This is a genomic window from Sorangium sp. So ce321 (assembly GCF_051530195.1).
Taxonomy (GTDB): Bacteria; Myxococcota_A; Polyangia; order Polyangiales; family Polyangiaceae; genus Sorangium.
In genome coordinates this window covers 533,513-546,999 of the sequence record NZ_CP150329.1, presented here as the reverse complement: position 1 = coordinate 546,999, position 13,487 = coordinate 533,513, and the positions used below count along the sequence as shown (strand labels likewise).

The 13,487-nt window shown below is 74.1% G+C and carries 12 protein-coding genes; 5 read left to right on the top strand and 7 right to left on the bottom strand.

Translation table 11 applies throughout. The annotated features are described in order from the left end of the window. Positions 1-53: 53 nt before the first annotated feature. Entirely contained in the window at positions 54-2,471 is a 2,418-nt protein-coding gene (locus WME89_RS02160) for a substrate-binding domain-containing protein (RefSeq protein WP_438007625.1), read from the top strand. A 115-nt stretch (positions 2,472-2,586) separates the two neighbouring features. After that, entirely contained in the window at positions 2,587-3,303 is a 717-nt protein-coding gene (locus tag WME89_RS02155) for an SDR family NAD(P)-dependent oxidoreductase (protein ID WP_438007624.1), read from the top strand. 72 nt (positions 3,304-3,375) lie between these two features. Here WME89_RS02155 and WME89_RS02150 read toward each other — a convergent pair whose 3' ends face one another. Beyond that, entirely contained in the window at positions 3,376-3,795 is a 420-nt protein-coding gene (locus WME89_RS02150) for a hypothetical protein (protein WP_438007623.1), read from the bottom strand. A 148-nt stretch (positions 3,796-3,943) separates the two neighbouring features. Between WME89_RS02150 and WME89_RS02145 the strand changes: the two genes are divergently transcribed. The 3 genes from WME89_RS02145 (at position 3,944) to WME89_RS02135 (ending at position 7,812) form a co-directional block, all read left to right on the top strand. Next, complete coding sequence (locus WME89_RS02145) at positions 3,944-4,438, top strand: hypothetical protein (RefSeq protein WP_438007622.1); 495 nt, start codon at positions 3,944-3,946, stop codon at positions 4,436-4,438. 1,087 nt (positions 4,439-5,525) lie between these two features. After that, positions 5,526-5,690, top strand: coding sequence for a hypothetical protein (locus tag WME89_RS02140; RefSeq protein WP_438007621.1), 165 nt, complete (start codon positions 5,526-5,528; stop codon positions 5,688-5,690). A 490-nt stretch (positions 5,691-6,180) separates the two neighbouring features. Beyond that, entirely contained in the window at positions 6,181-7,812 is a 1,632-nt protein-coding gene (locus WME89_RS02135; protein ID WP_438011881.1) for a sigma 54-interacting transcriptional regulator, read from the top strand. A gap of 93 nt (positions 7,813-7,905) precedes the next feature. Here the strand turns inward: WME89_RS02135 and WME89_RS02130 are convergent, their stop codons facing one another. From WME89_RS02130 to WME89_RS02105, 6 genes are all read right to left on the bottom strand, one after another. Next, positions 7,906-8,265, bottom strand: a complete 360-nt coding sequence (locus WME89_RS02130) for an arsenate reductase family protein (RefSeq protein ID WP_437623152.1) — start codon at positions 8,263-8,265, stop codon at positions 7,906-7,908. Positions 8,266-8,467: 202 nt separating this feature from the next. Beyond that, on the bottom strand, positions 8,468-9,064 hold the full coding sequence (locus WME89_RS02125) for a hypothetical protein (protein ID WP_438007620.1): 597 nt from the start codon (positions 9,062-9,064) through the stop codon (positions 8,468-8,470). A gap of 60 nt (positions 9,065-9,124) precedes the next feature. Continuing rightward, positions 9,125-10,207, bottom strand: coding sequence for a hypothetical protein (locus WME89_RS02120; RefSeq protein WP_438007619.1), 1,083 nt, complete (start codon positions 10,205-10,207; stop codon positions 9,125-9,127). Next, the gene (locus WME89_RS02115) at positions 10,204-11,883 is read right to left on the bottom strand and encodes a FecR domain-containing protein (RefSeq protein WP_438007618.1); all 1,680 of its coding nucleotides are present in this window, start codon (positions 11,881-11,883) and stop codon (positions 10,204-10,206) included. Before WME89_RS02115 ends, WME89_RS02120 begins: the two co-directional genes overlap by 4 nt. After that, positions 11,859-12,506, bottom strand: coding sequence for an RNA polymerase sigma factor (locus tag WME89_RS02110; RefSeq protein WP_438007617.1), 648 nt, complete (start codon positions 12,504-12,506; stop codon positions 11,859-11,861). Before WME89_RS02110 ends, WME89_RS02115 begins: the two co-directional genes overlap by 25 nt. Positions 12,507-13,191: 685 nt before the next feature. Further along, entirely contained in the window at positions 13,192-13,374 is a 183-nt protein-coding gene (locus WME89_RS02105; protein ID WP_438007616.1) for a hypothetical protein, read from the bottom strand. Positions 13,375-13,487 lie beyond the last annotated feature (113 nt).

The following is a 13,487-nucleotide window of genomic DNA, read 5'->3' as shown; positions in this document are numbered from 1 at the left end:
TGCTTGCTGCGTCGTCAGCGCCTTCAGCCTGGGTCGGTACGCCGCGTGAACAGATGAGCATCGGCCTGGATCTTTTTGCGACGCTCCACCGCATCGTGCTGCAAGCGATGGAGTGCGTGCCCGGCGCACAGCGTGGGAGTCTGCTGCTGCGGGACGGAGAGCGCCTTGTCTACAGGGCTGCCGCGGGCATGGAGGGCTTGCTCCCGGCGCGCCTGCATCTCCCGTCGGACGCGGGGCCGGCGAGCGCGCCCGCTCCCCTTGGCTGGGAGGGCGGCCCCCGCGTCGTGGCGGCCGCCGCGTGGTACCGGGCACGGCTGCCGGGCGCGCCGGCGCTGGAGCGGCTGCCGGCGGGCGCGGTCGTGGTCCTCACGCCGGTGCGCGTGCACGGGCGGCTCCTGGGCGTGCTCGTCGTGGAGCAGCCGGCGCCGGTCGACGACGCGCCCTCGAGCGAGCGCTGGGCGCGGCTCTCGGCCCTGGCCGACAGCGCGGGCGCGGCGCTGGAGCGGCGCGGGCTCTACGACGACAAGGCACGAGCGGTCCAGGAGAGCGCCCTGCTCGAGCAGGTGCTGAACGCGGTGGCCGCGCAGGCCACCCCGCATCAGCTCGTGGAGATCATCTCGAACGGGATCAAGAGCGTACAGCTGCAGCCGCAATGGAGCGCCGTGCACCTCGTCATGCTGGATGGAGATGGCCGCGAGGGGCCGTCGACGAGCGCGCCCGGGGAGGCCCGTGAGCTCCGCGTCCACCGGGTCCCGCGGCGGGCGCCGACGAGGTACTGGAACAACCTGCGCGACGGCGTCCTCGACGCGGGGCGCACGCTCGGCCTCTCGGTGGATTTCCATTTCTGCGCCGCCAGCGGCCCGGGCAGCCAGAGCGAGCTCATCGACGAGGGCATCCGTCGAGGCGTGAAGGGCATCGCCGTGGCGCCTGCCGATCCGGCGGCCATCGAGCCGGCTATCCGGCGGGCGGCGGAGGCCGGGATCCCCGTTGTCACGCTGGACACGCCGCCGGCGGCTGGCAGCAGCGCCCTCGCCTACATCGGCACGGACAACGTGGCGGCCGGCCGGCTCGCCGGCGAGATGATGGCGCGGCTCCTCCCGGACGGGGGCACGGTCCAGACGCAGATGGCGTCGCTCCGCTCCCTCAACGGTCTCGAGCGCGTCGAGGGGTTCGGCGCGGCGGTCGCGGGCCGGTCCATCAGGGCGCAGCCTCCGTCCGAGAACCTGTTCGATACGTCCCGCGGGCTACAGCTCGCCGTGGACGCGCTGCAGCGCCAGGACAGCGGCGGCGCCTTCGGCGCCTGCGCCGAGAACGGTCCGTCGTGGGGCCTGGCCGCGAGGGCCGCCGGCCGGGCGGGAGACCTCAAGATCGTCGCGTTCGATCTCGTCCCGGAGACGATCGCGATGCTCAGGGAGGGCACCATCCACGCGGCCGTGGTCCAGCGCGAGTACGACATGGGCTATCGCGCGGTGCAGATGCTCCGTGACGTGATCTCGAGAGGAGCGGAGGCGACCCTGGCCGGGCTTCCGGCGCTGGCGCGAGGCGGGGATCCGCCATTTCCGCGCTTCATCGACACAGGTGCTGACGTCGTGACCCTCGAGTGCACGCCCTGGTCTCATCCCCTGTCCGAACACCTGACGCTGGAGTTGAACCGCAAGGCGGCGCACCGAGGACGCGGATCGCCAGGGCCCCGCCCAGCGCACGAGATCCTCGTCGTCGTCCTGGATCTGGAGGAAGAGGGCTTCGTCGAGGAGCGCGCCCTCCTCGACCGCGCATCGCTGGTCGGGCGCGTGCTGAGCACCGCGCGCTCGGTCGTCCTCGACGCCGCGTCGAGCGAGCTCGACGGGATGAGCGACGTGCTCGAGGCGCGCCGCCATGGGACCCGCACGCTGGTCGGCGTGCCGCTGCTCACCCGCGGCGAGGCGCTCGGCGTGCTCGTCCTGGAGAGCGAGCGTCCGTCGGCGTGCTCGCCGGAGGACATCGCGCAGATCGAGCGCGTCGCCGACACGATGGCCGTGGCGCTCGAGAATGTCCGGCTGTTCGAGCGGATGAGCCGGCGCCAGGAGTCGCTGGTCAACACGATCATCGAGCTCTCCAGCCCGGTCGTGCCGATCGCGCCCGAGATCCTGGTCATGCCGGTCGTCGGCGCGATGGACCGCCAGCGCTCCGGCCGCTTCATGGCGTCGATGCTGCAGGAGATCTCCAGGCGGCGCGCGCGCGTGGTGCTCGTCGACGTCACCGGGATGGCGACGGTCGACGCGCTCGCGGCGCATCACCTGCTGCAGGCCGCGGGGGCGGCGCGGCTGCTCGGGGCCGAGGTCGTGCTGGTGGGCATCGCGCCCGAGGCGGCGCGGATGATCGTGGAGCAGGGGCTCGACCTCGGGGGCGTCGTCATCCGCTCGACGCTCGAGCTCGGCTTCACCTACGCGCTGTCGAGGACGGGCGGACGGGTCGTCTACGGCGGCGCCTGAGCCCCCTGCCCTCCTGCGCGGGCCAGGCCACGCCGGCGCGCACCGCCCGCGGCCCCCGGGGGGTAACCTGCCAGCGCTCGCCGGGCGCGAGGCCTGGCAGGAGGGAGATCCATTCATGAGCTCGAACAGGGTAGCGGTCGTCGTCGGTGTCGGCCCCGGTCTCGGCGCCGCGGTGTCCAGGCGCTTCGCGAGCGAGGGGTTCTCGATCGGGCTCATGGCCCGCACGGCCCCCACGTGCGAGGCCGTGCAGCGGGAGATCGAGGCGGCCGGGGGCCGCGCCCTGAGCGTGCCCGCGGACGCCACCGACCCGGCCTCGGTCGCGGCGGCGTTCGCGCGGGTGAAGGAGTCGCTCGGCCCGGCGGAGGTGCTGATCTACAACGCCGGCGCGTTCCGCGTGGCCGGGGTCCTGGAGCTCACCCCGCGAGAGCTCGAGGACTCCTGGAAGATCAACTGCCTCGGCGGCTTCCTGAGCGCGCAGGCCGCGCTGCCCGACATGCTCGAGCGCGGCCGGGGCACGCTCCTCTTCACCGGCGCGACGGCCTCGCTCCGCGGCGGCGCGCGCTTCGCGGCCCTGGCCGTCGGCAAGTTCGGCCTCCGCGCCCTCGCCCAGTCGCTCGCGCGCGAGCTCGGCCCGCGCGGCATCCACGTGGCCCACGTGATCGTCGACGGGCTGATCGACACCCCGCGCGTGCGCGCCATGGCGCCCGGCAGGGACGAGGCCACGATGCTCGCGCCCGAGGCGCTGGCGGAGACCTACTTCCAGCTGCACGCCCAGCCGCCGAGCGCCTGGACCCACGAGCTCGACGTGCGCCCGTCGACGGAGAAGTTCTGAGCTGGGCTCGCGGACGCTAGCGCGAGCGAGGAGGGGCGGCCGCGCGGCCCGCTCAGGCGCGCCGCGCGCGCGTCACGGGTCGATCCAGTTCCAGGGGAAGTCGACCTCCACGAGCGTGTCCGCGTCGTCGAACACGTCGACGGACGTGACGCGCACGACGTCGCTCTCCTGGAAGCCGTCCTCCTCGAGCCAGACCTCGACGTCGTAGTAGCCCTCGGGGAGGTCGGGGATGGTGAGGCCGAGCGCGTCGCAGTCCGTGGACGCCACGGTGACGAAGCCCGCCTCGTCCTCGATGCTGACCACGATGTCTTCCACGTCGTAATCGACGCACTGCCACGGATCATGGCTGCCATCGATGGTCAGCTCCACGGTCAGCGAGCCGCTCCCGTAGTGAACATGGTCATCGTCGCCATCGACGATGATGCACCCCGCGAGCGAGGCAGAGGCGAGAACGCAGGCAGTGAGACCGGAGAGCAGCTTCGAGAGTTTCATGGGTGTCTTCCTTGATTGGAGTCTGGCGCCGTCGCGCCGATGCCCGGCTCTTCAGCAAGCGCTGTACCAGGAGCAGGCGCGCTGCCTGGCGCCTGCGACGGCGTCCCGGCGCCGCCGGATGGCACCGCGGTTGCTTTGATGAGGCTCCATGAAAAACAACGCGCCTGTCCTCCAGAGCTCGTCCCCCAGAACCACGGCGAATCCGCCGCAGCGCAGCAGGCTCGCCGCCCTCGCCGCCCTCGCCGCCCTCGCGGTCCTCGGCGCGACCGGGTGCGCCGCGGAGGTCCACACCAGGACCGTCGCTCCTGCGCCTGCGACCGTCACGTATCGGGAGTTCGCGGTGGTCGAGGAGCCGGTCGTTCACATCGCGGCGGCGCCGGTCCACGTCGAGAGCCACCCCCGCGTCTACTACCGGGGGACCTATGTCTACTACGTGGACGGCCGCTGGTACTATCCGTCGCGCCACGGCTGGGTCTACTACCGCGAAGAGCCGCGCGCCCTGGTCCGCTACCGCGTCGAGCTCGACCGGGACCGCCATCATCACCACCCCACCTACCGCGAGGCCCCGCGCAGGCCGGCGGAGACGCGCGTGGAGCACCACCGCCACCACGTCGAGCACCGGCGCCCGCATCGATCCCCCTGACCGAGCGATGACCGCGGGCGTGAAGCCGCCGAGGCCGCTGTGACACGCCTGCTCCCCCGGCCTACAATGCCCCTCGGAGCTGGACGAGCGCGCCCCTGGCGACCGGGACGACGGCGACAGGCGCCGCGGCGGGCCGGTCCGCCAGACACCGCGGCGGGCCGGTCCGCCAGACACCGCGGCGGGCCGGTCCGCCAGACACCGCGGCGGGCCGGTCCGCCAGACACCGCGGCGGGCCGGTCCGCCAGACACCGCGGCGGGCCGGTCTGCCTCGCGCCTCGCACGGTGGGGCGTAGCCAGAAGAGCAGCCCCGCGGAGACCGCGGCCCCGGCGCCCGCGGCGAGCGCGAGCTCGGCGAGGAGGAACCGGGTCCGCACGGACTGGACCTGCGCCTCGCCGCGGAACGGCGCGCAGCTCGCCTGGAGCGGCCTGCGCTCGGCCATGCCGGCCGCACCGACCCCGGCGAACAGCCCCGCGGCCACGAGCGCCGATCCACCGAGCACGTACACGCGAGCGGCATGGGGCCGCGCTCCCTCCGGCGCGGCGTCTGTCGTCAGCTGCGCGCTGACCGGCGGGGGCGGCGGGGCGGCCGCCGCGCGCTCGCCGAAGAACACGGACACTGGCCTACCCCTCTCGCGCTCGCGGATGAGCAGCGTCCGCTCAACAGAGGCCGAGGTCGCGCGTTGTAGGCGTCCATCGCCTTCCAGGCACTCTCCGGAGCGCCTCCGGAATGGCTGACTCGCCGGATCTCGTCGAGGGCGAGCATGATCACATTTTACCGGGGCCGCGCCGCGCGCTCGTCGGTTCGAGCGGCCGGCGCCTCGTGAGGGTCCGTGTCGTGAAATCGAACTTGGCACCCGAAACGTACTTAGCTACAGTCGGAAATGTTAGACACCGGGCGCCCAGCGGACAGGTGAGGCGACACGCTCAGAGGACACCTTGCGTTCATCCTGAGGTTCAGATGGCGGCGACGCGACGCGATTCGGTCTACCCTGAGACGCTGGAGGGTCCCACGAGCACGAACGCTGCCGCGTCAGGGCACGCGATGAGGGAGCCACCGGAGAGCGAGCAGCGTGTGGCGCAACGGTGCGTGGATTGCGGTACACCTGCGCCGAAGACGGAGACGAACTACACGCTCATCAGCTCTCGTTATGGCTGGCGGCTGACGCGGACCGTCGACGCGACCGGGCGGCGGATGATGGAGTGGCGCTGCCCTGCGTGCTACACGCGCTACAGGTCGAAGCGTCCGCTCTAGCCTTCGCCGCTGCGCGTCAGCGACCCGCAGCGATACCTGGCGGCCGCCTCGCGGTTAGCCAGGATCCTCGATTGGCACACAGTCCATCTCCCCGTCGACGGCCGCGATTACCTCACGGCCGTCGACGGCGCCTACGAGGAATACCTGCGGGAGAGGGATATTGACAGGATGATGCTCGTCATCGAGGCATATCATCCAAGCATCAAGGAATATCACCGCCAGGAGTGAGCCGAGCGCTCAAGGACACCCGCGGTCGAGCCCCGATACACCCGAGTTGAGTGCCGCGCACGAGGCCGGGCGGTGCCGGCCGAGCCTTCCGCCGCCGGGCGGCGCGGCTGAGCCTTCCGCGACCGGGGACCTGTCGCCGGGCGGCGCGGCTGAGCCTTTCCGCGACCGGGGACCTGTCGCCGGGCGGCGCGGCTGAGCCTTCCACGCGCCCGGGGAGCCACCTATGCTCCGGCGATCCGGCCGCGTCGACCGGGCAGGCAGCATGCGCGCAGCGGACCTCGATCTGTCGGAGCTCCTCACGGTCGACCCGCAGGGAGGTGATCTGCGCTTCTCCGGGGCGCGGGCGATCCTGCTCGACACCGTCGCGATGGGCCTCCTGCGCAAGCAGCTCATCGACAGCGTCGGCGCCGCGGCGGCGCGCGCCATCCTCACCCGGTTCGGCTTCGCGCACGGCTACCGCACGGCCGAGGCGGCGCGCGCCGAGCTCTCGCTGGAGAGCGACGAGGAGTGGCGCGACGCGGGCGGGCGCATCCACGCGCTGCAGGGGATGATCCGCCTCGCGCCGGGCGCGGACGGCCCGCTCTCGCCCGGGGGCGCGACGGTGGAGGCCTCGTACGAGGCGGAGCAGCACCTCCTGCACCTCGGCCGCGCGGACGCGCCGGTGTGCTGGACGCTCGCGGGCTTCGCGAGCGGCTACCTGAGCTGCATCGAGGGCCAGGACATCTATGTGATCGAGCGCCGCTGCCTCGGCCGCGGCGACGCGAGCTGCCTGTTCGCCGGCCGCACGGCCGAGGCGTGGGGCGCCGACCTCGAGCCGCACCTGCCGTTCTTCGAGGAGCACCGCCTCGACGACTCGCTGCGCCGGGCCGCGGAGGCGCTGGGGCGCGCCGAGCGCCGGCTGAGGACGAGCGCAGAGACGCTCCTGCGGACGGCTGCGGCCGGCGGGGCGGGCGCGGGTCCGGGCGGCATCGCGGCGTCGAGCCCGGCGATGCAGCGCGTCCTGGAGCTCGCGCGGCGGGTGGCGCAGGTGGACGCCACGGTGCTCGTCACGGGCGAGAGCGGCACCGGCAAGGAGCGCGTGGCGCGCCTCGTCCACGACGCTTCGCCCCGCGCGGCCGCGCCGCTGCTCGCCATCAACTGCGCCGCGATCCCGGAGCCGCTGCTCGAGAGCGAGCTCTTCGGCCACGCGCGCGGCGCCTTCACCGGCGCGACGCGGGACCGGGCGGGGATCTTCGAGGCGGCGGCCGGCGGGACCCTGTTCCTCGACGAGGTGGGCGAGCTGCCGGCCGGGGTGCAGGTGAAGCTGCTCCGGGCGCTGCAGGCGCGCGAGGTGCGGCGGGTCGGCGAGAACCGCAGCCGGCCGGTCGACGTGCGCGTCGTGGCGGCGACGAACCGCGAGCTCACCGAGGAGGTGTCGGCCGGCCGCTTCAGAAAGGACCTTTACTATCGGCTCAAGGTGGTCGAGCTCCGGCTGCCGCCGCTGCGCGAGCGGCGGGACGACGTGCTGCCGCTCGCGCGGACGCTGCTCGCCCAGGCGGCCGCGCGCATGAGGCGGCCGGCGCCGCGCCTCAGCCCCGGCGCCGCCGACCACCTGGTCCGCTACCCGTGGCCCGGCAACGTGCGCGAGCTGGAGAACGCCATGGAGCGGGCCGTCGCCCTGGCCGAGGGGCGGCGGATCGAGGCCGAGGACCTGCCGGAGGAGGTGCGCTCGGCCCTGCCGGTGCCGGCTGCCGAGTCGCGCGTGCGGACGCTCGGGGACGTCGAGCAGGAGTACATCCTGGCGGTGCTGGCGCGCAACGGGGGCAACCAGACGCGGGCGGCGGCGGAGCTCGGGATCGGCGTGTCGACGCTGTACCGCAAGCTCAAGGAGTACGGTCGCGGGCAGGCGCGGTGAGCGCGGCGGCGGGGCCGGCGCGGGAGCTGGTCGATGAACATGGCTGGTGGGGGACCGAGAGGCCCTGACCCGCCTCGCGTCCCTCGTGGCCTTTTACTGGCCCTTGGCGGCGTCGGCGAAGGACCTCCACGTCGCCTCGTCCGCGCCCACGCTGGCGCGCTTGCCGTCGCGCACGATGGGCGTGCGGAGCAGGAGCGGATCCTCGGCGAGCAGCTCGGCGATCCGCGCATCGCTCGGGCCGAGGTGCTGCAGGCCGCGCTCCTTCACGCGCGCGCCCTCCGCGTCGTAGAGGGCGCGCACGCCGCCCACCGCGCGCGCCACGCTCGCGAGCTCCCCCTTGGAGAGGCCCTTCTCGCGCAGCTCGACGAGCTGCACCTTGATGCCCCGGTCGGCGAAGAACCGCTGCGCCGCCCGCGTCGCCTTGCACTTGGCCGTGCCGAAGATCTGGATCATGCGCGTCGTCGCTCCTCCATGGAATGGCCCGCCGCGCCCCGGAGCGCGGCGCGGGCGTGAAGCACAGGCGCGGAGGCGACAGTCTATCATGCCGCGCGGCCTCGAGCCGAGCGCCGCGCGGCGTGTCGGACTCGACGGCTCGACGGCTCGACGACGGAAGGGGGCCGGGGTCCTGGAGCGGGCGGGCGCGGCGCGATGGCGATCACCCGCCGGTCGACGGCCCGCTGGCTGCGCCGCAGCGCTGGACCGTGTAGTCGCCGTCCGCATGGCCTTTCATGCTGGCGCCGCGCAGCTTCACGAACAGCGAGGTCTCATCGCTCGTGACGATCTCGAGCGTGCCCCCGAGGCCTGGGCCCCCCCTGCCGCCGAAACCGCAACTCGGGATGGCCTCGGACAGCGACTCGGTGAAGAAGATCCGCTGATCCGAGAGATCGATGAGCCCCGGCACGGCGAGCTCGGACGGTATGGTGAGGATGAGCTGCCACATGGGCGCGTTCTCGCACGTCGCTTTGATCTCCATCGGGAAGCACTCCTGGACATCGCTATCGAAGAACAGGATGAGGGTGTCGGGGTCCTCCAGCGTCCGGTAAGGGGAGTCGGGGGGCGCGTCGCCGGCACGGATCGCGAGGGCGCCCGGCGTCGGCGGGTCTTCTTCAGGTTCGGATTCAGGATCGGAAGGCGACGGCGGGGTGACGGGGGTGGACGGGAGTGTCTCGCCGAAGACGGGCTCGAACACGATCTCCTCGCACCCGGTGCTCGCGATCGCCATCGCGCCGATGACCATGAGGAAGCGCTTCATTGAGTCGACCTCCAGAACAGGTTCTCAGGTGAAGTCCTCCGAGAGCGCGAGGACGGCTCATCAGAACCAGCCGAGATCGACGCCGGCGGAAGAGAGCATGATCGGTCGACCCCAGGTCGCGATGTCGCGCTCGACGGTCTGGAACGAGACGCCCTGAGCGACCACGCTGGCGAGCACGTCGGCGCGGAGACGGAAGCTGGGGGTCACGGCGAAGGCGAGGCCGAGGCGCATGAAGGGCGCGAGGGTCATCGCGGAAGACTCGCTGTCGCTGAAGCCCGACGTGACGACCATGCCCGACCCCTGGAGCGAGACCACCGCCAGGCCGATGTCCGCCGAGGGAGCCCACCGGTCCGCGCGGGTGGTGAAGCGCACGCCGGCGCCGGTGAGCTGGACCGAGAGGTCGACGCTGAGCTGCGGTTGCTCGAGCCGCGCGCTGGTCAGCGGAAACGCCGCGAACGCGACGACGCCGACGTGCTCGCTCGGCATCACGGCGAGGCCGAGGTCGAGGCTGGCCGCCGCGCCGAGGCCGCCAGGGCTCAGCAGCGCGCCGGGCGCGAGCGAGACGCGGAGCGCCGGCGATGGCGGCGAGGGGGCGGCGGCGAGCGCGGCCGGCGGGGGGACGCGCAGCTTCTCGCGGATCTCGGGGGTCGCGGGCAGCTCCCCGGGCGGCGGCGCGGGCAGGGAGGTCTCGAGGAGGCTAGCGCGCAGGAGCTCGACGACGCGGAGCGCGAGCGCGGCGTCGCGGTCGGGCGCGCCGGCGTCGCCCGCGCCGTGGGCCATCTCGCGGAGGACGGTCTTGCCGGTGACCCGATCGGCGATCCACACCTCGACGCCGCGCCCGGAAGGGACGGCGCGGATCGCGGCGATCGCGCCCGCCTCGCGCGCGGAGGCCTCGAGGGAGGCGCGGGACGCCGGCCCGTCGGCGGCGGGGTCGAGGATCGCCGCGCGGAAGCCGAGCGACTCGAGCTCGGCGACGACCCGCAGGCCGAAGCGATCGCCGGGGGGGCACACGACGGCGATGGTCGAGGGGGCCCCCTCGCGGGCCTCGTCGGCGCGCGCGTGCGGGGCGAGCGAGGGCACCGCCGCGAGCGCGGCGAGCGCGGCGAGGGCGAGGAGGAGGGGCGCCGGGGAGCGGCGTGTCACGGCGCGGGGGGCTCGGCGGGGGCGGCGGACGGGGGCGCGGGGGTCGGGCTCGGCGCTCGCGCGAGCAGGCGCCGCGCGTAGGCGGCGTGCGAGCCGTTCGGGTACGCGGCGAGGTAGCGCTCCGCCGCGCGGCGGGCGCCCGCGTCGTCGCCGCGCCTGTCCTCGGCCTCGACGAGGCGACCCGCGGCGTCGGCGGCGAAGGCGCCCCCCGGGTGCTCGGTCAGGTACCGGGTGAACCAGCGCGCGGAGCCCGCGGGGTCGTTGCTCTGGTCCTGCGCGATCCGCCCGAGGAGGAACGCGGCGGACGCGGCCTCGGGCGAGCCGGGGAACCGCCTGCGGAGGGCGGTGAAGGCCTGGACGGCGCGAGCCGTGCTGCCGCCGAGCCGGGCGGCGTCGCCGAGGGCGTGGAGGTCGCCGGCGCTCGCGGTCGCGCAGAGGGCGTCGAAGCCTTCGCGCTCGGCGGCGGCAAGGGCGTCCTTGTACCGCGCATCGAGGGCGAGGGCCCGCCAGCGAGGCGTCTCCGGAGCGGCCGGCAAGGGAGCGAGCGAAGCCTCGGCGCCTGCGTGGCCGGGCGGGTGGGTGGACCCGACCGAGGTTGAGCCCGAACCCAAGTCCGACCCCAACGTGGTTGCGGCCGAGGTCGAGGTTGACCCGACCGGGGTTGAGCCTGGCCCGACCGAGGTTGACCCGACCGAGGTTGACCCGACCGAGGTTGAGCCTGGCCCGACCGGGGTTGACCCGACCGGGGTTGACCCGACCAGGGTTGACCCTGGCCCGACCGAGGTTGAGTTCGCCCCCAACGTGGTTGCGGCCGAGGTCGAGGTCGAGGTTGACCCCACCGGGGTTGAGCCCGGTTCCGACCCGGCCGGGGTTGAGCCTGGCCCGACCGAGGTTAACCCGGCCCCCGAGGTTGACCCTGCCCCCAACGTGGTTGCGTCGATCGGGATCGGCGCCACCTCCAGCATGTTCGTCCCCGGCGAAACCACGAGCCGCTCCCCGGCGCGGATCGCCCGCGCATCCCCCACGAGCGGCCCCGTCACGGTGATCGCCCCGTCGCGCAGGGCCACCTCGAACCGCTCGCTCACCGGGTCCCACCGGGTCTCGAAGCGCGTCCCGATCACGTTCACCTGGAACGGCCCCACCCGCACCCGCCAGCGCGCCCCCTCGCGGTGGACCACCGCAACATCCAGCGCCCCCCGCTCCAGCGCGATCTCCGCGCCGTTCGCGTCCACCGACGCGACGCGCGCCCGCCCGCCCGGCGCCAGGCGGAGCAGCGACCCGTCGGAGAACCGGATCGGCAGCTCCGCCGCCGCCGGCGCGGCGATCCACGCCCCCACGATCCCCACCTCGGCCGCCCCGAGCTCGAACCGCACCGGCGCCCCCCGACGCGCCACGATCACCAGAGCGATCGTCGACAGCACCAGCGCCGCCGCCGCCGCCATCCAGGCGGCGACCCGCCCCCGGCCCCCCCTGCCCGGCGCCCGCAGCCGCGCCCCGCTCGGGCTCCTCGCGCCGGCGGCGCCGCCGCTCCCGCCGCCCCACCGCCCCACCGGCAGCTCCGCCTCCAGCAGCCGCGCGCGCCCGCGCTCCAGGTCGAGCCGCGCCCCCGGCGCCCGGTCCTGCAGCTCGGCCACGCGCCGCCCGAGGGCGGTCAGCGATCGCTCGGAACGCCCCACCGGGTACCTCCATCGAGCCACGCCTCGAGCACGGGTTGCTTGCGCGCCTCGGCCCCGAAGCGGTCGCACGCGCGGGCGAGCCGCCGCTTGATCGTCGCCAGCGACGTCTCGCACGCCGCGGCGACCTCGGTCAGCTCCATGCCGTCGACGAACCGCAGGGCGAAGGCGATCCGCTCGTCCACGGGGAGCGTGTCGAGGACCGCGTAGGTCGCCCGCAAGGCGTCCAGCACCTCGCCCGACGCCGCGCCGGACTCGACCTCGGGCAGCTCCTCGCTCGGCAAGAACCAGAGCCAGCTGCGCCGCTTCTGGCGGGTGATCGACGAGCGGGCCACGTGCACCGCGATCATCGTGAGCCACCCCTTGAGCGCGCTCGGGTCCTCGAGGTTCGGCAGCGAGCCGAGCGCGCGCACGAAGACGTCGTGATGCAGGTCCGCTAGGTCGCGGTGGACGCCGAGCACCCGGTAGAGCACCCGGTGGACGTGCTCGGCGTACCGGTCGTAGAGCGCGGCGCGCGCCCTCCGGTCCCCCCGCCGGAACCCGTCCACGAGCGCCGCGTCGTCCCCGGCGAAGGCATCCTTCGCGGGCCGCGGCAGCGGTCGGACGAGCGTCAGGGGGCGGGTCAAGCGCGGCTCCTCTCCCTGAAGTCCCTGGAGGGGCGGCTCACGGCTCAGGGGGAGCGCACGAGCGTCGTCCGGCGGCCGGCCGCGCGCTCAGCAGCCGGGATCGCGGCGCTGGCCTGGCGGTGGTCCTCGAAATCTTGCGCCCGCGACGAGGCCCCCGAGGAGCGTGGATCAGGCCGTGCCCTGGCCCCGGAGCCCGGAAGTGTTCGACGGCAAGGCCTCGCCTCGAATCGACCCTTTGTCCTTGCGAGACCGTCGGCTGCGGCCTCCGATCGAGCCGCCCCCCCGCGCGACGCCGCTTCGCCACATCGCGACCTCCACGGGGCTTCCTCGGAAGCCCTCCCTTTCGGTCTCGGATCGACCCGCCCCCCCTCTCGAGCCCGCTCCGCCACGTCGCGACCTCTCCGCGCCCGCTCCGAGGCCACCTGGTTCGGTCTCAGATCGACCCGCCCCCCCTCTCGAGCCCGCTCCGCCACGTCGCGATGTCCCCGCGCCCGCTCCGAAGCCGCCCACGTCGGTTCCGACCCGCCCGCCTCCCCTCGCAAGGCCGCTTCGCCACGTCGCGATGTCCCCGCGCCCCTCCGAGGCCCTCCCGTTCGGTTCCAGATCGACCGCTCTCCCCTCGCGAGGCCGCTCCGTCAGGCCGCGACCTCCCCGTCTCGCGTCTCCTCTCCCGTCGCCCGAAGCCTCACGGCGGAAACCCCAGCGACTCCCCTTCCTCCCCGTCGTCCCCCGCGGATCCCAGCACGTCCGGGTTCGCCCCCTGCCCTCCCGCGCCGGCCCTCCCCACCGCGTAGCTCACGCCGTCGAGCTTCGGCGGCGCTCCGAGCAGGTACGCCACCCCGATCGACGGCCCCCCCGAGCCCGCCACCGCCGTGCCCCCCGTTCCCTCCCTTGCCGCCGTCGCCGCCCGAGCACCCCCACGGCGAGCCCCCGGTCCGTTCTGTCCCAGGCACCCTCTGGTCCAAGGCGCCCTCCGCGAAC